Origin of the sequence: Dactylosporangium sp. NPDC005555 (assembly GCF_040605635.1) — a bacterium.
GTDB lineage: Bacteria > Actinomycetota > Actinomycetes > Mycobacteriales > Micromonosporaceae > Dactylosporangium.
Genome location: NZ_JBEXDG010000005.1, coordinates 103,479 through 121,174 on the forward strand (window position 1 = coordinate 103,479; position 17,696 = coordinate 121,174).

The following is a 17,696-nucleotide window of genomic DNA, read 5'->3' on the forward strand; positions in this document are numbered from 1 at the left end:
GCAAGCCCCGGTGCGGGGCGCAGAATCGCTGGCCGGAGCCGGAACCTGCGGAAACGGGGACCAACTGATGGATGCCAGCGTGTTCGAACTGCCCGAGCGGCTTGCGGCGAAGGGAGAGCCCGGGCTGATCGCCGCGGACGAGCGGCACTTCGCGGACGTCACCAGGAGCCTCGATGCGACGGTCGCGGAAATGGAGGAGCGGCTCGACGCGGAGCGCAGGGCGCCCGGCGGGATCGGGCAGGCGGCGATGGACCGGGACCAGGAGGTGCGGCGACTGAGCGCGCGGCTGCGGACGTTGCGGCGCTTCGGGCTCGACCTGTGCCTCGGGCGGATGGTCCCCACGGACGGCGAGCCGGTGTACGTCGGGCGGCTCGGGCTGACCGACGGCAGCGGCGGGCGGCTGCTGCTGGACTGGCGGTCGCCGGCGGCCGAGCCGTTCTTCGGCGCCACGCACGCCAACCCGATGGGCCTGGCCAGCCGGAGAAGGTACCGCTGGACGCGGGGCAGGATCAGTGACTACTGGGACGAGGTCTTCACCGCCGAAGGCCTCGAGGGCAACGCGGCGCTCGACGACCAGTCGGCGTTCATCGCGACCCTCGGCGGCAGCCGGTCGGCGAAGATGCGCGACGTCCTCGGCACGATCCAGGCCGACCAGGACGCGATCATCCGGGCCGGGTCCAGCAGCGCGCTGGTCGTCGACGGCGGCCCCGGCACGGGCAAGACCGTCGTCGCGTTGCACCGCACGGCGTATCTGCTCTACGCGGACCCCCGCCTCGGCCACCGGCGCGGTGGGGTGCTCTTCGTGGGGCCGCACCAGCCGTACCTGGCGTACGTCGCGGACGTGCTGCCGAGCCTCGGCGAAGAAGGCGTCCAGACGTGCACCATCCGGGACCTCGTCGGAGTGGACGCGACCGTCGAGACGGATCCCGAGGTGGCCCGCCTGAAGTCTTCGAAGGCGATGGTGCGGGCGATCGAGGAGGCCGTCCGGTTCTACGAGCGTCCTCCGGCGAAGGGGATGACCGTCGAGACCCACTGGTCCGACATCTGGCTCGGCGCCGACGACTGGGCGGAGGCGTTCGAGGCCGCGGAGCCCGGTATCCCGCACAACGACGCCCGCGACCTCGTCTGGGAGGAGCTGCTGCGGATCCTGATGGACAAGCACGACGAGAACGTTGATGACGAGCTGCTGCGCAGGTCGCTCATGCAGCACCGCGACCTGGTGACGGCGTTCAACCGGGCGTGGCCGCTGATCGAGGCGGCGGACCTCGTCGGCGACCTGTGGTCGGTGCCCGCCTACCTCCGCAGGTGCGCGCCGTGGCTGCACGCGGCGGAGGTACAGACGCTGCAGCGGACCGATGCACAGGCTTGGACGACAAGTGATCTGCCGCTGCTCGACGCGGCGCGGCAGCGGCTCGGCGACCCGGAGGCGGCGAAAGCGCGGCGCCGGCAGAAGGCGGAGGTGAAGGCACGGCGGGAGCGGATGGACCGGGTCGTCGACGACCTGATCGAGGCCGCCGACGACGAGTACGGCACCGGCCTGGTGACGATGCTGCGCGGCGAGGACTTCCACGACGCCCTCGTCGACGAGGCGGCCATCGCGGACGGCGACCCGGACCGGCTCGCGGGACCGTTCGCGCACATCGTCGTCGACGAGGCGCAGGAGCTCACCGACGCCGAGTGGCAGATGCTGCTGCTGCGCTGCCCGTCACGGAGCTTCACGATCGTCGGTGACCGGGCCCAGGCCCGCAGACCGTTCACCGAGTCGTGGCAGGAGCGGCTGGAGCGGGTCGGCGTCGACCGGGTCACGATGGCGACGCTGAGCATCAACTACCGCACCCCGGAAGAGGTGATGGCGCACGCCGCGCCGGTCATCCGCGCCGCCCTTCCCGATGCCAACGTGCCGACCTCGATCCGCAGGAGCGGGCTGCCCGTCGTACACGCGGCGAGAGCGGAACTCGCCGGCATCCTCGACGCCTGGCTCGCCGAGCACGCGGAAGGCACGGCGTGCGTCATCGGCGACCCGGGGTTCACGGCGCGGGACCGCGTGCGGTCGCTGACCCCCGAGCTGTCGAAGGGCCTCGAGTTCGACCTGGTCGTCCTCGTCGACCCGGGGTCGTTCGACAGCGCGGTCGACCGCTACGTCGCCATGACCCGGGCGACGCGGCAGCTGGTGATCGTCTAACTGGTCTCGTCGTCGATCAGGCCGTACGGCGGCTGGTCGGGGCGGCGGGTGTAGCGGACGACGACGTCGTCGGCCGCGGCGGGTGGTGGCGCGTTGTCGGCGACGACGATCTGCGCGCCGACGCCGCGGCCGGCCAGCCAGCGCTCCAGGTGCTGGTAGATGCGGTCGATGGTGACGCCGTCGGCGAGGTCGTCGGCGACGCCGAGGTTCTTCTGCGGGCTGTCGAGCATCAGGAAACCCGGATGCGACGAGCGGGACTCCCACGCGACCTCGAACAGCGCCAGCTGCCACGCGAGGGCGATCAGCGTCCGGCCGCCGGAGGACGCGGCCGTGTAGGGCTCGCCGCGCATGTACGGGGTCAGGTCCTCGGCGAGGTAGGCGTCGGCGACCTTCGGGTAGCGCCACTCCTGCAGGATCTCCCGGTAGCGTTCGCTGACCCGGCGCACGACCGCGGACCGGTCCGCGCGTCGCGCCTGCGGCCCGGCGGCGGCCAGCTCCTCGCGGTACGCGGCGACCTGGTCCATCTGGTGCAGGATGCCGGCGGCGCGCCGCTCCAGGCTCTGCACCAGCCGCAGCCCGCTCAGCGCCCGCTGGAGGGTCGCGGCGGCCTCCTCCCGGCGCCGGCCGAGGGCGTCGCGCTGCGCGAGGAACGGCGTGATCGTGTGCACCGTCGCCTCGTCGACCTCGGTGGCGGCGCGGGCCTCGGCGCGCTGGGCGCGTTCCGCCGCGTCCCGCAGGCGGGGCAGCCGCTCCTGCAGCTCGTCGGTGTACCGGTTGAGCTCGGCGAGACGGGTCTTCGCGGAGCGCAGCTCGGCGGTCACGTCGATGGAGCCGCCGTCGGTGATCGGCAGCCGGCACGCGGGGCAGCGGTCCTCGCCGCCGGCGAGCGGCGCCAGGCACGACGGGCACGCCGACACGCGCACCGGCTCGAAGAGGTGGTCGGCCTCGGCGAGCATCGTCCACTTCGCGACGTCGTCGGCGTAGCTGCCGTGCAGGGTCGTCATCCGCTGCAGCGACGTCTCCCGGTCGCGGAGCTCCTCGGCGGCGCGGCGGGCCTCGACGGCCGCGGCGCGGTGCCGCTCGCGCAGCTCCTCGGCGAACATCGTGTCGGCGCGGCCCTGCGCGTCCAGCGCCGCGAGGGCCTGGGCGCACGCGGCGAGCTCGTCCTTCGCGCTGCGGTGCAGCGCCTCGAGGTCGTCGCGGTCGCCGCCGTGCTGCTCGTCGACGATCTGCTCCGCCGCGCGGTAGGCGGCGCGCGCCACGGACAGCTCGGCCTCCACCGCGCGGATCCGGCGGCCGATCTCCACGGAGTGGTCGTCGTGGACGTCGAAGACGACGTCGACGACCTGCCGCAGCTTGAGGTGCTTCATCGGCACGCTGCGGAAGAGCAGGTCCTTGTCGTCGAGGCGTTCGTTGGGCAGGAAGCACAGCCACATGAGGTCGCGGAAGCTCAGCGGGTCGGTGTCGACGCCGCTGTCGCGCAGCCGGACGCCCTCGAGTTTGCAGTGCGACAGCAGCAGCGACGACAGGCTCTCCGGGTGACTCGCCGGTCGCAGCGGCCGGCGTACCGGAGGGGTCGCGCCCGGCTCGTCGAGGCGCCCCGCGCGCACGTAGGCGAACATCGACGGCTCGCCGACGGCCCGCTCGATGAGATACGGCGTGCCGGACAGCTCCACCTCGAGGGTCGCCGCGCGGACCTTCGGCATGATCTCCGGGTGGCGCGGGTGGTCGGACGCGCCGAGGCAGTAGTCGACGAACTCCAGGACGGTGGTCTTGCCGGTGCTGAACGCGCCGGCGAGCACGGACAGCGGCCGTGGGGAGTCGTCGGTGGCGCGGAAGTCGACATCATAGGTGCGGTCGCCGCTGTGCAGGCGCAGCCGCCTGAGCCGGATGCCGTGTGCTCGCAAACCGATCATGTCAGGTCCTTCACCGCGGAAGAAGGAACCGGAAGGAGCCACTGCCGCAGGCCTTCGCGCAGCCTCCGGGTGCTCAGGCGACGGAGGCGGCGGATGACGATGCGCGCCGCTGTGCGGTACAGCTGAGCATACATCGCGGTGAATCGAGCGGCCATGCTCGCGCCCTCCTGGGTGAGCCGGTAGGTCACCCGTCCGGTGGCCGTGACCTCGATCAGGCCGCGCCCGATGAGGGCGGCGAGGTCGTGGGACAGGTGCAGTTGGGCGGTGACGAACCGCTGCGCGGGGCTGGCGTATTCGGTGGCGCGGTCGTCGAAGCCGGCCAGGCGCAGCGCGGTGCGTTCCGGGTCGTCGTCGCCGCGGGCCAGCAGGAGCGGGTGGGCGGCCAGGAAGTCGTAGACGCCGAGGCGTTCGGCGTCGAGGGGTTCGCCGGCGCACTCCAGCGCGAGGAGCAGCTTCGCCTGGCGGAAGACGGAGATCTCGTCCGGAGTCATGCGATGTCCCGCCAGTGCCGGACCCAGCCCGCGCGGCGGTCCTCGACGACGCGGTGCATCAGGCCGCAGCGGTGCACCGGCCCGGCCCGCAGCTGTGACGGGAACACGCCGGACTCCCGGATCTCGCGCATGACCTCGGCGTGCAGCCCCGGCAGGCGCGGATCCTCGTCGACCACCTTGGCGTTGAAGGTCGCCTCCCAGATGCCGTGCACCACCCCGTCGGCCTCGCTGAGCGCCTCGACCTCCGACGGGATCCGCTTGTCGAGGACCTCGCGGGCGAGGAGCTCGGCGTTGAAGTACTCCCGTTTCGCCGCGCCGAGCTCGACGTGCCCGGCGGCGCGCAGCTGGCGCACGAACAGCGCCCGGTCGAGGCCGGCGTCGTCGTCGGGGTCGAGGTCCCGCACCGGCGCCCGCGGGGTCTGCTGCGGCACGTACGGGTCGTAGAAGTGCCGCCGCACGTGCGCGCAGTCCGGCCGCACGAGGTGGTTGCGCAGCGCGTTCTCGTGCCACAGCTCGATCGAGACGCCGGTGTCGCGCTGCCGCCTGGCCCGCCAGTTGTCCCACCACTGCGCCGTCTGCGCGTCCATGCTGGCCGGCACGCACAGCACCCACTGGCTGAGCCGGTAGCCGTTGCGGGCGGCCGCGGCGACCGCGGCGTCGAACGACTCGCGGATCTGGCCCTGCTGGCCGCGGCCGACGACGGGCCAGAAGTACTTCGACTGCCAGATGATGACGAGCCCCGACAGCTCGCCGAGGAGGATGTCGATGCCCCAGTCGCCGGGGTTGGCGGTGATCGCCCGGGCGCCCGGGTAGATCGCGGCGAGCAGCATCGCCAGCATCTGCTCGAAGTCGTCGCGGGCGCCCGCGATGTTGCCGGCCCGCAGCTGGTGGGCGGCGAAGTTGATCGGCGGCTCGCCGGAGGCAAGACTCATCGCGGCCGCAGTCGCGGTCATCTCCCGCTCCTCCCTCGCGCCGCAGTTCGTCGACCCCCATTGATCTTCGCGGCTTCAGGTTGTCACGGAAAGCTATATGTTCGCTACCCAGAGCGTGGAGTTCGCGGGTATTTCACCGTTTGTTGGTCGCCCGAAGCGGTGAACGGCGTCAGGCGGCCGTCGCCAGCAATGCGCCGACCGCGGGGGTCCTCAGGTAGTCCACGGCGCTGGGCAGCGCGGTGAGCCCGAGGTCCTCCTGGTGCTCGGTGTCGACGTCGAAGCGGGCCGCGAGGCTGCGCGGCACCGCCGCCAGGTCCTTGGCGTCGGCGACGTTGACCCACCGGCCGACGTTCGGCCGGCGCGACGGGTTGTCCTCACCGTCGTGCGGGAGCCGGTCGTAGACGACGGTGTCGAGGGCGAGCGGCGAGCCGACGGTGATGAACAGGTCGACGTGCAGGTCGGGCCGGGCGACGAGCGCCTCGTAGGCGACGACGGAGCCGAGCGAGTGCGCGATCAGCACGTCCGGGCGGTGCCGCTCCACCTGCGCCTCGACCGTGCGGCGCACGGCGAGGCGGGTCTCCGCCGCGCCCAGATAGCGGTCGACCTCACCGATGAACGTGGTGACGAACGACCGCACGAGCGCGTTGTCGAGGTCCTTGCGCTTGGCCAGCCAGTCGACGAACGGCGGCAGCGCCGCGTGCCCGCGCCCGGCGTCGCTGGGCGCGCCGAGCGCGTCGGCCCATGCCGCCAGCTGCCCGAAGTTGGCGCCGCTGAGCTGCTGGCCGACCGCCGCCGCGAGGCTCGGCGCAGGGCGCACCTGGTCGGCGTAGTAGGCCATCCGCAGGTCGACGGTCCCGGCCGGCATGTGGTCCAGCAGCGCCCGCTGCCAGATCCAGGCCAGGTCGATGGCGGCGTCGTCCACCGACGGGTACCTGTCGAAGTTGCCGACCCCGTGCACCCCGACGATCCTGGTCATCCCGGTCCCCCCGTGATTGATGGCGGCCGATCGGCTCGCGTCAGCAATCTATGGGGATCGGTCATGTCATGACATCCTCCGATCGGTGACCCGATGCGCTCTGTCAGGACAGAGTCACGCGGCGATCAGGAGCGGTTCCAGGATCTCCTCGGTGCCGCCGGCGCCGGCGTAGCGGGCCTCACCCCAGCACCACAGGGTCCCGTCGGCACGGATGCCGCACACCGAGCCCGGCCCCGCGGTGAGCGTGCGCCATGCCGGCTCGTCGACGACCCGCCGCGGCGCGGTGCGGGTGGTGGTGTCGCCGAGTCCGAGCTGCCCCGTGTCGTTGCGCCCCCAGCACCACAGCGTCCGGTCGGACCGGATCGCGCACGAGTGGATGGTGCCCGCCGAGACCTCCAGCCATCCGGTCGTCGCGGCCGTCGCCGGCACCGCCGGGGCCGCCACCACGAGCCCCACCCCGACCGTCAGGATCATCAGCCACCGCCGCAGACGCATCCGCGCAGCGTCGTGAGCCGCGGCGCCGGCCGTCAACGGCACGCTCGGCAGAGGGCCGCTGACCTCCGGCCGGGCCGTGGAACTTACAGGCGGGCGAGGTCGATGTCGGCGTAGATGGCGGCGTGGTCGGAGCCCGCGTGCACCGGCTGCGTCATCGTGTCGTAGATCGGCCACAGCGCGCCGCGGCGACCGCCCCACACGCCCTTGCGGAGGATGCCGCCGCCGGTCGTCGCGGCGTAGAGGGCGGGGGACAGCAGCACGTAGTCGAGCTTGTTCGGGGCGGTGCAGTAGCCGTACGTGCCGGGGCGGCCGCCGTCGTCGAAACCCGGGTGGGTGCTGACGTCGCGCAGGTCGGTGTCGCGCAGCAGCGGGGCGAGGGGCTCGCTGGCCGGGGTGTCGTTGAGGTCGCCGACGACGGCGACGAGCGGGGTGTCCAGGGCGCGGTAGATGTCCGCGACCCGGGTGGCCTGCCGGCGGCGGCGCGCGTCGGAGGCGACCTTCCCGCCGTAGCCCTTGCTCTTGAGATGGTTGACCAGCACCGCCAGGATCTGCCCGCCGGGCAGCCGGAAGTGGTATTCGGGGCAGTCGCGGCTGAAGATCCGGCCGCGTTCGTCGGTGTCGTCGACGTGGGTGCGCTGGCCGACCGGCGGGAAGTCCGGGGTGGACATGACGCCGACGTCGATGCCGCGCTCGTCGTTGCCGTCCACCACCATGAAGTGTTCGTACATGCCGTTGAGGCCGCCGTCGGCGAAGCGTTTCAGCGCCAGGCGGCTCTCGGCCTCGATCACGCCGAGGATGTCGGCGCGCACGTCGAGGATGACCCGGGCGGTGTTGAGCAGCGCGAGCTCGTCGACGCGGTCGGTGGTCAGCTCCACCCAGCCGATCCAGTCGGCGCGGCCACCGGCGACGACCTCGACCACGCCGGTCCGGCGGCGCACGAGCAGCCGGCCCCGGTTCTGCCGCAGCCGGGCGAACTTCGCCGCGTCGCCGCCCCGCAGCCCGAGCTTCCCCAGCTCGCGCAGGATGTCGTGCTTGACCTCGTCGGTGTAGACGGGCTCCTCGAGCAGCTCGCACGCCCGCTGGTACGCCTCCAGGACCGGCCGGCCCGCCGCCCACGTGCGCTGGTCGAGGGCCTTGGCGCGGTTGAACAGGTTCTCGACGTTGTAGCCGGCGATCCGCATGTGTCCCCCCGACCGTAAGTTACATCGGCGCCGCCCGCTGGATCGTCCGCCTTTCCGGTAGAGCTTTACAGCGCGTCGAGGTCCCCCATACGGTCCGGCACGCCGGCGCCCGCCAGTGCCGGCACCCTTTGCCGCAGGAGGACTCCCGAACATGAGAAGCCGTACCGTGGCGATCGCCGCGGCGAGCGCACTGCTGGCGCTGACCGTGGGTGCGCCGCCCGCGGCCGCCGCGCCGGACCCCGGGTCGCCGGTCAAGGTCAACCAGGTGGCGTACGTGCCGGGCCTGACCAAGCAGGCCACCGTCGTCAGCTCGTCCGCCGCGCCGATCGGCTGGACGCTGCGCAACGCCGCCGGCGCGACCGTCGCCAGTGGACAGACGACGGTGAAGGGCGCCGACGCCCTGTCCGGCGACACCGTGCACATCGCCGACTTCTCCGCCTACGACACCCCGGGCAGCGGCTACGTGCTGTCGGCCGGCGGGTCGGACAGCTACCCCTTCGACATCTCCGCCGCGCCGGTGAAGCAGCTGCGGTACGACTCCCTCGCGTTCTTCTACCACCAGCGCAGCGGCATCGCGATCGAGTCGCAGTACGTCGGCAGCCGCTACGCCCGCCCCGCCGGGCACGTGGGCGTCGCGCCGAACCAGGGCGACACGTCCGTGCCGTGCCGCGCGAACTGCGGCTACTCCCTGGATGTGCGCGGCGGCTGGTACGACGCCGGCGACCAGGGCAAATACGTCGTCAACGGCGGTATCGCCGCGTGGCAGCTGCTCAACATCTACGAGCGGGCCGCGAACGTCGCCGGCAGCGACCGGGCCGCGCTCGGCGACGGTACCCTCGCCATCCCGGAACGCGCGAACGGCGTCCCCGACGTGCTCGACGAGGCCCGCTGGGAGGTCGAGTTCCTGCTGCGGATGCAGGTCCCGGACGGTCGCACCGACGCCGGCATGGTCCACCACAAGATCCATGACGAGAACTGGACCGGCCTGCCGATGCGCCCGGAGGCCGACCCGCAGCGGCGCCTGCTGTCGCCGGTGAGCACCGCCGCGACGCTCAACCTCGCCGCCGTCGCCGCGCAGGCGGCCCGGATCTGGCGCACCATCGACCCCGCGTTCTCCGCCCGGGCCCTCGCCGCCGCGCAGAAGGCGTACACCGCGGCCAAGGCCAACCCGAGCCGGCTGGCCAGCGGCACCGACAGCACCGGCGGCGGTGCGTACGACGACAGCAACGTCAGCGACGAGTTCTACTGGGCCGCGGCGGAGCTGTTCACCACCACCGGCGGCGCGTCCTACCGCACCGACGTGACCGGATCCTCGCTGTTCAAGGGCGCGAGCTTCAACCAGCGCGGCTACGACTGGGGCTGGGTCGGCGGCCTCGGCGACACCACTCTCGCGCTCGTCCCCAACGGCCTGCCCGCCGCCGACGTCGCCGCGACCCGGGCGAAGTTCGCGACGTTCGCCGACGGCCTGCTGAGCCAGATGGCGGCGCAGGGCTACCCGGCGCCGAACGGCGGCACCACCTACAACTGGGGCTCCGACGGGCAGATCGCCAACAACGCCGCCGTCCTCGGCCTGGCGCACGACTTCACCGGCCTCGCGAAGTACCGCACCGGCGCGTTCCAGACGCTGGACTACCTGCTGGGCCGCAACCCGCTGAACCAGTCGTACATCGCCGGCTACGGCGAGAAGGCCGTCCGCAACGTGCACCACCGGTTCTGGGCCAACCAGTCCGACGCGTCGCTGCCGACCGCGCCGCCCGGGTCGCTGTCCGGCGGCCCGAACAGCGGCCTGCAGGACCCGGTCGCGCAGGCGCAGCTCGGCGGCTGCAAGGCGCAGAAGTGCTTCGTCGACGACATCGGCGCCTACTCGGTCAACGAGGTCGCGATCAACTGGAACTCCGCGCTGGCGTCCCTGGCGAGCTGGGCCGCGGACCACACCGGCACGATCCTGCCGCAGGACACGACCCCGCCGACCGTGCCGGGCACGCCGGTCGCGTCCGACGTCACCGCGACCGGGCTGCGCCTGACCTGGGCGGCGTCCGGCGACCCGGAGAGCGGCGTCACCGGCTACGAGGTGCGTCGCGTCTCGGGCGGCACGTCGACGGTCGTCGCGACCACCACCACCGCGTCGGTGTCGCTGACCGGCCTGACCCCGGCCACCGCGTACACGTTCGTGGTCGCGGCCCGCAACGGCGCCGGGCTCACGTCCGCCGCGTCCGCACCGGTCGCCGTCACCACCGCGGACCCGCCGGCGGACGCCCGGCCGACGACGCCCGGCCTGCCGGTCGCCTCGGCCGTGACCTCGACGGGCTTCACGCTGACCTGGCCCGCCTCCACCGACGACAACGGCGTCACCGGCTACGAGATCCACCGCCGGCAGGGCGACGCGCTGTCGGTCCTGGCCACCAGCACCGGGCCGTCGGTGGTGCTGAGCGGCCTCGTGCCGAACACGGAATACATCCTGATGGTCCGGGCGAAGGACACCGCCGGGCAGTTCTCCTTGTTGTCGGCGCCGGTGACGGTACGGACACCGCCGACCCCGACCGGCGGGTGCAAGGTGGCGTACTCGACGAACGGCTGGAGCACCGGCTTCACCGGCAACGTCACGATCACCAACAACGGCCCCGCCGCGTGGACGTCGTGGACGATGACCTTCGCGTTCGCCGGCGACCAGCGCGTCACCCAGGGCTGGTCCGGCCGCTGGACGCAGACCGGCTCGACGGTCACCGTCACCAACGAGGCCTGGAACGGCGCCGTCCCCGCCGGCGGCACGGTCAGTCTCGGCTTCAACGCCACGTACACCGGCGCCAACCTCAATCCGACGGCCTTCACCGTCAACGGCACCACCTGCACCTGACCCGGCACCCAGCCGCCGGCCGTCCTTCCGCGACGGCCGGCGGCTACTGCTGCTGGGGGACCACGCCGTCCAGCAGTGCGCGCAGGGCGGCACAGTGGGTCTTGTACGCCTGGTCGCCCGCGGCGGTCATCCGGTAGGTGGTGGTGCCGCCGCGACCGTGACCGTCCTTCGTGGACCGGACGTAGCCGGCGGCCTCGAGGGTGGACATCTGTTTCGACAGGTCCGACTCGCTGATCCTCAGGTGGTCGCGGAGGAAGCGGAATGACGCGGACGGGGCGTTGGCCAGGATCGCCATCGCGGCGAGGCGCTTCGGCACGTGGATGACCGGGTCGATGCCCTCGATCATGCGAGTCGCGACCTGGCCTCCGCGGCCGCGGCGGCGTAGCGCCGCTCATAGTGGGCGAGGCCGGCGGTGACGAGGACGAACGCGACCCCGGCCGCGGGCAGGACCCCGGCGAGCCACCAGGTGGCGGCGACGACGAGCGCGACGACCGGCACCGCGAGGGCGTAGCCGCGCCAGGCGGCCGCGATCTCGGCCGGCGGCGTGCCCCGGCCCGGCATCGGCAGGGCGCCGTGCCTGCGGCGCATCCAGGTCAGGAAGACCAGCTCCAGGACGACGAGCGCCGCGAGCGACCCCACGAACAACCCCACGTCCTCCCGCCACCAGGTGAACGTGCCGATCATGGCGGCGACCCACGCGCCGACGACCGGCGAATACCACCACGGGGTCGGCGGATGGTCGATGTACGGCGCGGCCTCGGCCCGTCGCACCATCGCGAGCTGCGCCCTGATCTCATCACTTTCCATGCCGGAAACCTTACGCGATCACTTTCCAGTCGGGCAAGCAATCCGGGGGACCGCCGATGGCGCCGCCGGGCGGGCGGATGGTGGAATGCGTCGATGATCGATGTTCGGCTGCTGACGTTCAACGCGCTGATGCGGGACGATGTGCCGGCCCGCCTGCGGGCGCTCGGCCCCGTCCTGGACCGGTCCGGGTACGACATCGTGTGCCTCCAGGAGGTCCTGCACGGCGGTAGCGTCCGGCTGCTGCGCCGGGTGTCCGGCTACGCGCACCGGGCCGTGAGCTGGGGCGTGCTGCCCGCCGGCGGGCTGCTGATCCTGTCCCGGTGGCCGGTCCGGCGGCACCGGTTCGCGCGGTACCCCATGACCGGGCCACGGCGCACCGAGCTGCTCATGCGCAAGGGCGCACAGCTCGCCGTCGTGGAGGCGCCGGCCGGCCCGCTCGTCGTCGTCAACACCCATCTCACCGCCAACCGGGACGACGACTGGTCGGAGGGCAACCGGTTCACGCGGATCATCCAGGGCGAGCTCGAGCATCTGGCGCGCGTCGTCACCGAATTCGAGCCGGCGCTGCCCGCGGTCGTCGTCGGCGACTTCAATGTCCCCCGGGACGCACCCGTGTTCACGGGTTTCGCCGCCGCGGCCGGGCTGCGCGACGTCCTGGCGGGGGACACGTCCACGACCTACCGGCCGACGCCGCGCTGGCCCTCACCACCGGCCCTCGACCAGGTCCTCGTCCGTCCGGGCCGGGACCGGCCGCTGACCGCGCGGGCCCGCACCGTCCTGCAGGACGCGGTCCGGGTCGCGGACGGCCGCGAACTGTTCCTCTCCGACCACTACGGCATCGAGGCCGACCTGACCTTCGGCCCGTGAGCCGGGTTCTGCCTTCGGCCCGTGAGCCGGGCTGTGCCCTTCGGCCCGTGAGCCGGGCTGTGCCCTTCGGCCGGTGAGCCGGGCGAAACCGGCACGGCGGACATACCATCGAGGCGAAGGAGGTCATCATGGCACGGTTCGTGACGATCGGATATGGCGACCAGGCGGGGTATGACCGCACCGACCCCGCGGTCCGGGACGAGGCACACGCGCACGACGCGAAGCTCATCGCGGGCGGGGCGAGCGCCGCCCGGGCCGGCACGCCGGTGCAGGTGCGCAACCACGACGGCGTGGAGGTCACGGTGCGGGAGGGCGCGTTCATGTCCACCGGCCTGCCCCTCGCCGGGTTCGGGATCATCGAGGCCGACAGCATCGAAGAGGCCGTGAAACTCGCGTCCGGCACCCCGTGCGCGGTCGCGCACGGCGTCGTCGAGGTCTGGCCGCTGCTGGAGTCGTAGCGCGGCGGTTGTCGTCGGGCGCCCCGGTGCGCAGGTCCGGGGGCCCGCGCGAGCAGGCAGGATCAGTTGGCTATGAGCGGCGGCAGTGCGAACAGCATCACCGTCGACCATGTGACGTGGGTGAGGACCGGGGCGAGGACACCGCCGGACGCGCGGCGTTGCAGGGCGAGGACCGTGCCGAGGACGACGGCGGCGAAGACGAGCATCGGGTTGCCGGTGGCGACGGTCGCGAGCGCGTAGACGACGGTGGAGATCGTCACCGGCAGGGTGCGGCCGACGGCGGCGAAGAGCGCGCCGCGGAAGAACAGCTCCTCGGCGGCGCCGTTGGCGAGGGTCACGACGGTGATGAGGACGATCGAGCCGTACCTGGCGTGGTCGAGCACCTCGTCGGTGGAGGCGCGCAGCGGCGGGATCTCCCGCACGACGAGCGAGCCGGCGATGAACACCGCCCCGGCGAGCAGCCCGGTCAGGATCGGGGTGACGACGGGCCGGCGCAGCGTGTCGCGGAACAGGATCCGGCCGAGGTGCAGCGGGCCGGACAGGAACGCACCGGCGACCCAGGTCGCGGCGACGGCGAGGGTCATCGGGTAGAACAGCGCGTCGCCGGGGCGGATCGACAGCGACAGGCCGAGCAGCAGCGCGCCGACGACGAGCGTCACCGCGGCCACGACGCGCCGGCGGCGGAACTGCGCGTCCGGCTGCGTGTGGTCGCGGGGCACGCGGTCGACGAACGCGGCCCTCACGAACCGTCTCATGCGGCGTGGTCCCGCAGCGCGAGCCGGACCGCCTCGTCGTAGCCGATCGTCGGGCCGGGCACGACGTCCTCGATGCTGTGGTCGCGGACGACGACCTCGGTGCTGAGGGAGTCGACCAGGTTCCGGGCGGTCGTGAAGTCGACGTCGGTGACGAGCACCAGCCACGACGACGACAGCCGCGGCGTCAGCAGCGGCACCGTCACGTTGGCGAGGTGGTCGCCCTGGACCTTCGCCGCGCGGGTCAGCATGTCGATGTAGCGCAGCACCTCGGGGCCGCCGATCTCGTACACCTTGCCGCGGGCCTCGACCGGCTCCAGGACGCCGACGAGGTACCGGATGACGTCCGGCAGCGCGATCGGCTGGGTCCGCGTCCGCACCCACCGCGGGGTGAGCAGCGCCGGGAGCCGGTCGACGAGCTGCCGGGTGATCTCCCAGCTGATCCCACCGTCGCCGATGACGACCGCGGCCCGCAGCGCGGTGACCGGCACCGGACCTTCCCGCAGGATGCGTTCGACGGCACGCCGGGAGCGCAGGTGCGGGGACAGCTCGCCGTCGTCGTCGCCGAGCCCGCCGAGATAGACGATGCGTTCCAGTCCCGCGTCCGCCGCCGCTGCCGCGAAGGTGCGGGCCGCCTCGGCGTCCTTCTCCTCGAAGTCGTCGGAGTCCAGCGAGTGCACGAGATAGTAGGCGGCGTCGGTGCCGTCGAGGGCCTCGCCGAGGCTGTCCTGGTCGAACACGTCACCACGCACGGGAGTGCCCGAGCCGTCGTAGCGGCCGGGGTGGCGGGTCATCGCCCGGACGTCGTATCCCTCGTCGGCGAGCGCGCGGGCCAGGTGCGACCCGATGAACCCGGAGGCTCCGGTCACGAGCACGGTCTTCGTCACCCGGTCCTGTTACCCCACCCGGACCCGACCACCGCAAATCGACGCAGACGCGGTGCCACCCTGTCATGGCCTTCTCCGGGGCGGGTGCAGGGCGGCCCGCAGCGCCGGGCCGAACACCCGCACGACCTCCGGCGCCGGCAGCCTGGCGATCGAGCCGATCGGGTGCAGGTACCGCGTGAAGACGAGCCCGCCGATGACGCCGACGGCGGCGGTGGCCCGGTCGGACGCTCCCGGCCCGCCGAGAAATTCAGCGATGCGGACGCGGAGCTCACATTCCAGGTAGTCGCGGAAGACGCGCATCGTGTCGTCGTCCTGCCCGGCGATCCGGTGCCCGGCCGGGTCGGCGGCGTCCCACAGGCCGGTGACCGCCGTCAGGAGCCGGTCGGCGAGGCCCGCCTGGTCGCCGCTCAGCGCCTCGTCGAGGGCCGTCGAGCCGAGGCACAGCAGGTCGAGGGACTGCCCGAACAGTCCCTGCTTGGAGCCGAAGTGGTAGCTGATGAGCGCCTGGTCGACGCCGGCCGCCGCGGCGACCGCCCGGACCGTCGTGCCCCGGTAGCCCTTCGCCAGGAACAGCTCGCGCGCGGCGCCGGCGATGCGGGCCTTGGTGTCCGGGTTGCCGCGCGGGCGGCCCCGGGTTTTATTCAGCATGGTTGAATACTGCGCCTCGGGCGAGGCACCGTCAACGCATGCGACTCACCGTCTTCGGGGCCACCGGCCCCACCGGCCGCCGGCTCGTCGACCAGGCCGTCGAGGCCGGCCACGAGGTCACCGCCGTCACCCGCCACCCGATCCCGACCGGCTCCGCCGGCTTTAGTGCAGTCTCCGCCGGCTCCAGCGCGGTCTCCGCCGGTTCCGGCGTGGACCCGTCCGGCCCCGGCGTGGCCGCGCGCCGTGCCGGGCTCACCTTCGTCACCGGCGACGTCCTCGATCCCGACGCGGTGGACCGGGCCGTTGCCGGCAGCGACGCCGTCCTGTCCAGCCTCGGCGTGCCACCGACCCGGCGACCGGTCAGCGTCTACTCGCGGGGCGCGGCGAACATCGTCGCGGCGATGCACCGGCACGGCGTCAAGCGGCTCGTCGCGGTGAGCTCCAGCGTGATGGACCCCGCCTGGCGTCCCACCGGCGAGCACTTCTTCAACCTGGTCATGGACCCGCTGGTCAACCGGCGGGTCGCCCGCACCGCCCACGACGACATGCGCCGCATGGAGGCCCTGGTCCGCGCCAGCGACCTGGACTGGACCCTCGCCCGGCCGTCCGGGCTGTTCGACCACCCGGCCGTCACCCGCTTCCAGACCGCGCCGGACGTGGCGGACGGGCTCTTCACCGCCCGGCCCGACCTCGCCGCTGCCATGCTCGCGCAGCTGGACGACGACCGGTTCGTCCGGCGGGCGATGGCGGTCATCACCACCGACGTGCGACCGGGCATCGCCCGCCTGATCTGGCAGGAGGCGAGGCGGTCACGAGGACCGGCCGGCGCCTGACCTGGCGGCCGTGTCCAGGTCGCGGGTGCCGCGCGGCCGCACGTACGGCGCCTCGGCCTCCTGTCCGGGTGCCGCCGTGCCGCCCCCTGACCGTCGACCTCACGTGATGCCGTTTCGCGCGGTCGTGGGCCGAACCGTCGACGGCGTGTTTGGTTGCCGGAGGGCAAGGGAATGACCGCTGCAACTGAACGGGAGGTCGCGCCATGGTCACGCCACGACCCGTGGGCGAGCCGGCCGAGGCCGGTAGGTCGACGTCGCAGCTGGTCTCGCAGGCCGCCGAGCAGATCTCCACGCTGGTCCGCGACGAGCTCGCGCTGGCCAAGGCCGAGCTGGCGGAGAAGGGCAGGCGCGCCGGCCTCGGCGGTGGCCTGTTCGGCGGCGCCGCGGCCCTCGCGCTGTACGGGCTGGGACTGACGATCGTCCTGGCGGTCGTCGTGCTGGACCTGGCGTGGCCGCTGTGGCTGGCCGTGCTCGTCGTCACCGTGGTGGTCTTCGCCGCCTCGGGCGTCGCGGCGCTGCTCGGCCGGCGGCAGCTGAAGGCCGCGACCCCCATCACCCCGCAGGAGACGGTGGCCAGTGTCACCGCGGACGTGGACGCGGTGCAGACCGCGGTCCGGGAAGGACGAGCGTCGTGAGCACTTCGGACGTTCCCCAGGACCCGCAGGAGCTGCGGGCGCAGATCGCGAGGACCCGTGCCGAGCTCGGCAGCACCGTCGAGGCCCTCGCCGCGAAGACCGACGTGAAGGCCCGCGCGAAGGACGCCGCCGCGCAGGCCGCTGACCGTGCCAAGGGCGCCGCGTCGGACGCCGCCGGCAAGGCCAAGGACGCCGCGGTGGATGCGGCGGGCAAGGCCAAGGACGCCGCGGTGGATGCCGCCGGGAAGGCGAAGGACGCGGCGGGCAGGGCGAAGGTCGCCATCCAGGGGCAGGCCGCCGGGCTCGCCGGCACGGTGTCGGACAAGGCGGTCGTCGTCCGGCGCCGCCCGGTGCCGGTCGCCGTGATCGGGGCCGCGCTGATCCTCGCCGTCGTCGTCGCCGTCGTCGTGCGCCGCAGGGGGCGATGATGAGCCGCCTGGGCGCGAAGATCGCGTACAAGCCGGTCGGGCTCCTGCTCGGCGCGGGCGCCGGCCTCGTCGCCGGGCTGGTCTTCAAGCAGGTGTGGAAGGTCGTCGCCAACGACGACGACGCGCCGAACGCCACCGACGAGGACCGCGGCTGGGGCGAGATCCTCGTCGCCGCCGCCCTGCAGGGCGCGATCTTCGCCGTGGTGAAGGCGACCGTCGACCGGGCGGGCGCCGTCGGCGTGCGCAGAGCCACCGGCCGCTGGCCCGGCTGACGCCGAGGTCCGCACAGGCCACTGACCGCTGGCCCGGCTGACGCCGAGGTCCGCACAGGCCGCCGGTCGGCGGCCGGCTCGA

19 protein-coding genes are annotated in these 17,696 nt (G+C 73.1%); 8 read left to right on the top strand and 11 right to left on the bottom strand.

Annotation, left to right across the window (positions count from 1 at the left end; genetic code table 11):
* Positions 1-67 precede the first annotated feature (67 nt).
* Complete coding sequence (helR, locus tag ABZS58_RS07795; RefSeq protein WP_354778775.1) at positions 68-2,182, top strand: RNA polymerase recycling motor ATPase HelR; 2,115 nt, start codon at positions 68-70, stop codon at positions 2,180-2,182.
* Here helR and ABZS58_RS07800 read toward each other — a convergent pair.
* The 6 genes from ABZS58_RS07800 to ABZS58_RS07825 all read right to left on the bottom strand — a co-directional run bounded on the left by ABZS58_RS07800 (position 2,179) and on the right by ABZS58_RS07825 (position 8,173).
* A complete protein-coding gene (locus ABZS58_RS07800; protein WP_354778777.1) occupies positions 2,179-4,098 on the bottom strand; it encodes a DNA recombination protein RecN in 1,920 nt (639 codons plus the stop codon). The genes helR and ABZS58_RS07800 overlap by 4 nt on opposite strands.
* Positions 4,095-4,589, bottom strand: coding sequence for a hypothetical protein (locus ABZS58_RS07805; RefSeq protein ID WP_354778779.1), 495 nt, complete (start codon positions 4,587-4,589; stop codon positions 4,095-4,097). Before ABZS58_RS07805 ends, ABZS58_RS07800 begins: the two co-directional genes overlap by 4 nt.
* Entirely contained in the window at positions 4,586-5,542 is a 957-nt protein-coding gene (locus ABZS58_RS07810; protein WP_354778780.1) for a hypothetical protein, read from the bottom strand. The genes ABZS58_RS07805 and ABZS58_RS07810 overlap by 4 nt, the downstream gene beginning before the upstream one ends.
* A 148-nt stretch (positions 5,543-5,690) precedes the next feature.
* Positions 5,691-6,497, bottom strand: coding sequence for a hypothetical protein (locus tag ABZS58_RS07815; protein ID WP_354778782.1), 807 nt, complete (start codon positions 6,495-6,497; stop codon positions 5,691-5,693).
* A gap of 114 nt (positions 6,498-6,611) precedes the next feature.
* The gene (locus tag ABZS58_RS07820; RefSeq protein WP_354778783.1) at positions 6,612-6,992 is read right to left on the bottom strand and encodes a hypothetical protein; all 381 of its coding nucleotides are present in this window, start codon (positions 6,990-6,992) and stop codon (positions 6,612-6,614) included.
* Between the two features lie 83 nt (positions 6,993-7,075).
* Positions 7,076-8,173: an endonuclease/exonuclease/phosphatase family protein gene (locus tag ABZS58_RS07825; protein WP_354778784.1), complete on the bottom strand. Its 1,098-nt coding sequence runs from the start codon at positions 8,171-8,173 to the stop codon at positions 7,076-7,078.
* 151 nt (positions 8,174-8,324) lie between these two features.
* On the opposite strand from ABZS58_RS07825, the gene ABZS58_RS07830 reads away from it, so the two are divergent.
* Positions 8,325-11,027, top strand: a complete 2,703-nt coding sequence (locus tag ABZS58_RS07830) for a glycoside hydrolase family 9 protein (protein ID WP_354778785.1) — start codon at positions 8,325-8,327, stop codon at positions 11,025-11,027.
* Positions 11,028-11,070: 43 nt separating this feature from the next.
* On the opposite strand, the gene ABZS58_RS07835 is transcribed toward ABZS58_RS07830, so the two are convergent.
* Both ABZS58_RS07835 and ABZS58_RS07840 read right to left on the bottom strand, forming a co-directional pair.
* Positions 11,071-11,373: a transcriptional regulator gene (locus ABZS58_RS07835; RefSeq protein WP_354778787.1), complete on the bottom strand. Its 303-nt coding sequence runs from the start codon at positions 11,371-11,373 to the stop codon at positions 11,071-11,073.
* Positions 11,370-11,834: a hypothetical protein gene (locus tag ABZS58_RS07840; RefSeq protein ID WP_354778789.1), complete on the bottom strand. Its 465-nt coding sequence runs from the start codon at positions 11,832-11,834 to the stop codon at positions 11,370-11,372. The genes ABZS58_RS07835 and ABZS58_RS07840 overlap by 4 nt, the downstream gene beginning before the upstream one ends.
* A 93-nt stretch (positions 11,835-11,927) precedes the next feature.
* Between ABZS58_RS07840 and ABZS58_RS07845 the strand changes: the two genes are divergently transcribed.
* Complete coding sequence (locus tag ABZS58_RS07845; protein WP_354778791.1) at positions 11,928-12,701, top strand: endonuclease/exonuclease/phosphatase family protein; 774 nt, start codon at positions 11,928-11,930, stop codon at positions 12,699-12,701.
* Between the two features lie 128 nt (positions 12,702-12,829).
* Positions 12,830-13,159, top strand: a complete 330-nt coding sequence (locus ABZS58_RS07850) for a YciI family protein (protein ID WP_354778793.1) — start codon at positions 12,830-12,832, stop codon at positions 13,157-13,159.
* Between the two features lie 62 nt (positions 13,160-13,221).
* On the opposite strand, the gene ABZS58_RS07855 is transcribed toward ABZS58_RS07850, so the two are convergent.
* From ABZS58_RS07855 to ABZS58_RS07865, 3 genes are all read right to left on the bottom strand, one after another.
* Positions 13,222-13,914 (bottom strand): CPBP family intramembrane glutamic endopeptidase, encoded by a 693-nt coding sequence (locus ABZS58_RS07855; protein ID WP_354778795.1) that lies wholly within the window; start codon positions 13,912-13,914, stop codon positions 13,222-13,224.
* Positions 13,911-14,798: an NAD(P)H-binding protein gene (locus ABZS58_RS07860; protein WP_354778797.1), complete on the bottom strand. Its 888-nt coding sequence runs from the start codon at positions 14,796-14,798 to the stop codon at positions 13,911-13,913. The genes ABZS58_RS07855 and ABZS58_RS07860 overlap by 4 nt, the downstream gene beginning before the upstream one ends.
* Before the next feature lie 63 nt (positions 14,799-14,861).
* A complete protein-coding gene (locus ABZS58_RS07865; protein WP_354778799.1) occupies positions 14,862-15,446 on the bottom strand; it encodes a TetR family transcriptional regulator in 585 nt (194 codons plus the stop codon).
* A gap of 38 nt (positions 15,447-15,484) precedes the next feature.
* Between ABZS58_RS07865 and ABZS58_RS07870 the strand changes: the two genes are divergently transcribed.
* The 4 genes from ABZS58_RS07870 to ABZS58_RS07885 all read left to right on the top strand — a co-directional run bounded on the left by ABZS58_RS07870 (position 15,485) and on the right by ABZS58_RS07885 (position 17,614).
* Entirely contained in the window at positions 15,485-16,279 is a 795-nt protein-coding gene (locus ABZS58_RS07870; RefSeq protein ID WP_354778801.1) for an NAD(P)H-binding protein, read from the top strand.
* Positions 16,280-16,482: 203 nt separating this feature from the next.
* The gene (locus ABZS58_RS07875) at positions 16,483-16,914 is read left to right on the top strand and encodes a phage holin family protein (RefSeq protein ID WP_354778803.1); all 432 of its coding nucleotides are present in this window, start codon (positions 16,483-16,485) and stop codon (positions 16,912-16,914) included.
* Positions 16,911-17,342 (top strand): DUF3618 domain-containing protein, encoded by a 432-nt coding sequence (locus ABZS58_RS07880; RefSeq protein WP_354778805.1) that lies wholly within the window; start codon positions 16,911-16,913, stop codon positions 17,340-17,342. The genes ABZS58_RS07875 and ABZS58_RS07880 overlap by 4 nt, the downstream gene beginning before the upstream one ends.
* Positions 17,342-17,614 (top strand): DUF4235 domain-containing protein, encoded by a 273-nt coding sequence (locus ABZS58_RS07885; protein ID WP_354779179.1) that lies wholly within the window; start codon positions 17,342-17,344, stop codon positions 17,612-17,614. Before ABZS58_RS07880 ends, ABZS58_RS07885 begins: the two co-directional genes overlap by 1 nt.
* Positions 17,615-17,696 lie beyond the last annotated feature (82 nt).

Excerpts from the sequence above, each read along its gene's own strand:
- helR (WP_354778775.1), top strand. The coding sequence starts at position 68 with ATGGATGCCAGCGTGTTCGAACTGCCCGAGCGGCTTGCGGCGAAGGGA.
- ABZS58_RS07800 (WP_354778777.1), bottom strand. The coding sequence starts at position 4,098 with ATGATCGGTTTGCGAGCACACGGCATCCGGCTCAGGCGGCTGCGCCTG.
- ABZS58_RS07805 (WP_354778779.1), bottom strand. The coding sequence starts at position 4,589 with ATGACTCCGGACGAGATCTCCGTCTTCCGCCAGGCGAAGCTGCTCCTC.
- ABZS58_RS07810 (WP_354778780.1), bottom strand. The coding sequence starts at position 5,542 with ATGACCGCGACTGCGGCCGCGATGAGTCTTGCCTCCGGCGAGCCGCCG.
- ABZS58_RS07815 (WP_354778782.1), bottom strand. The coding sequence starts at position 6,497 with ATGACCAGGATCGTCGGGGTGCACGGGGTCGGCAACTTCGACAGGTAC.
- ABZS58_RS07820 (WP_354778783.1), bottom strand. The coding sequence starts at position 6,992 with ATGCGTCTGCGGCGGTGGCTGATGATCCTGACGGTCGGGGTGGGGCTC.
- ABZS58_RS07825 (WP_354778784.1), bottom strand. The coding sequence starts at position 8,173 with ATGCGGATCGCCGGCTACAACGTCGAGAACCTGTTCAACCGCGCCAAG.
- ABZS58_RS07830 (WP_354778785.1), top strand. The coding sequence starts at position 8,325 with ATGAGAAGCCGTACCGTGGCGATCGCCGCGGCGAGCGCACTGCTGGCG.
- ABZS58_RS07835 (WP_354778787.1), bottom strand. The coding sequence starts at position 11,373 with ATGATCGAGGGCATCGACCCGGTCATCCACGTGCCGAAGCGCCTCGCC.
- ABZS58_RS07840 (WP_354778789.1), bottom strand. The coding sequence starts at position 11,834 with ATGGAAAGTGATGAGATCAGGGCGCAGCTCGCGATGGTGCGACGGGCC.
- ABZS58_RS07845 (WP_354778791.1), top strand. The coding sequence starts at position 11,928 with ATGATCGATGTTCGGCTGCTGACGTTCAACGCGCTGATGCGGGACGAT.
- ABZS58_RS07850 (WP_354778793.1), top strand. The coding sequence starts at position 12,830 with ATGGCACGGTTCGTGACGATCGGATATGGCGACCAGGCGGGGTATGAC.
- ABZS58_RS07855 (WP_354778795.1), bottom strand. The coding sequence starts at position 13,914 with ATGAGACGGTTCGTGAGGGCCGCGTTCGTCGACCGCGTGCCCCGCGAC.
- ABZS58_RS07865 (WP_354778799.1), bottom strand. The coding sequence starts at position 15,446 with ATGCTGAATAAAACCCGGGGCCGCCCGCGCGGCAACCCGGACACCAAG.
- ABZS58_RS07870 (WP_354778801.1), top strand. The coding sequence starts at position 15,485 with ATGCGACTCACCGTCTTCGGGGCCACCGGCCCCACCGGCCGCCGGCTC.
- ABZS58_RS07875 (WP_354778803.1), top strand. The coding sequence starts at position 16,483 with ATGGTCACGCCACGACCCGTGGGCGAGCCGGCCGAGGCCGGTAGGTCG.
- ABZS58_RS07885 (WP_354779179.1), top strand. The coding sequence starts at position 17,342 with ATGAGCCGCCTGGGCGCGAAGATCGCGTACAAGCCGGTCGGGCTCCTG.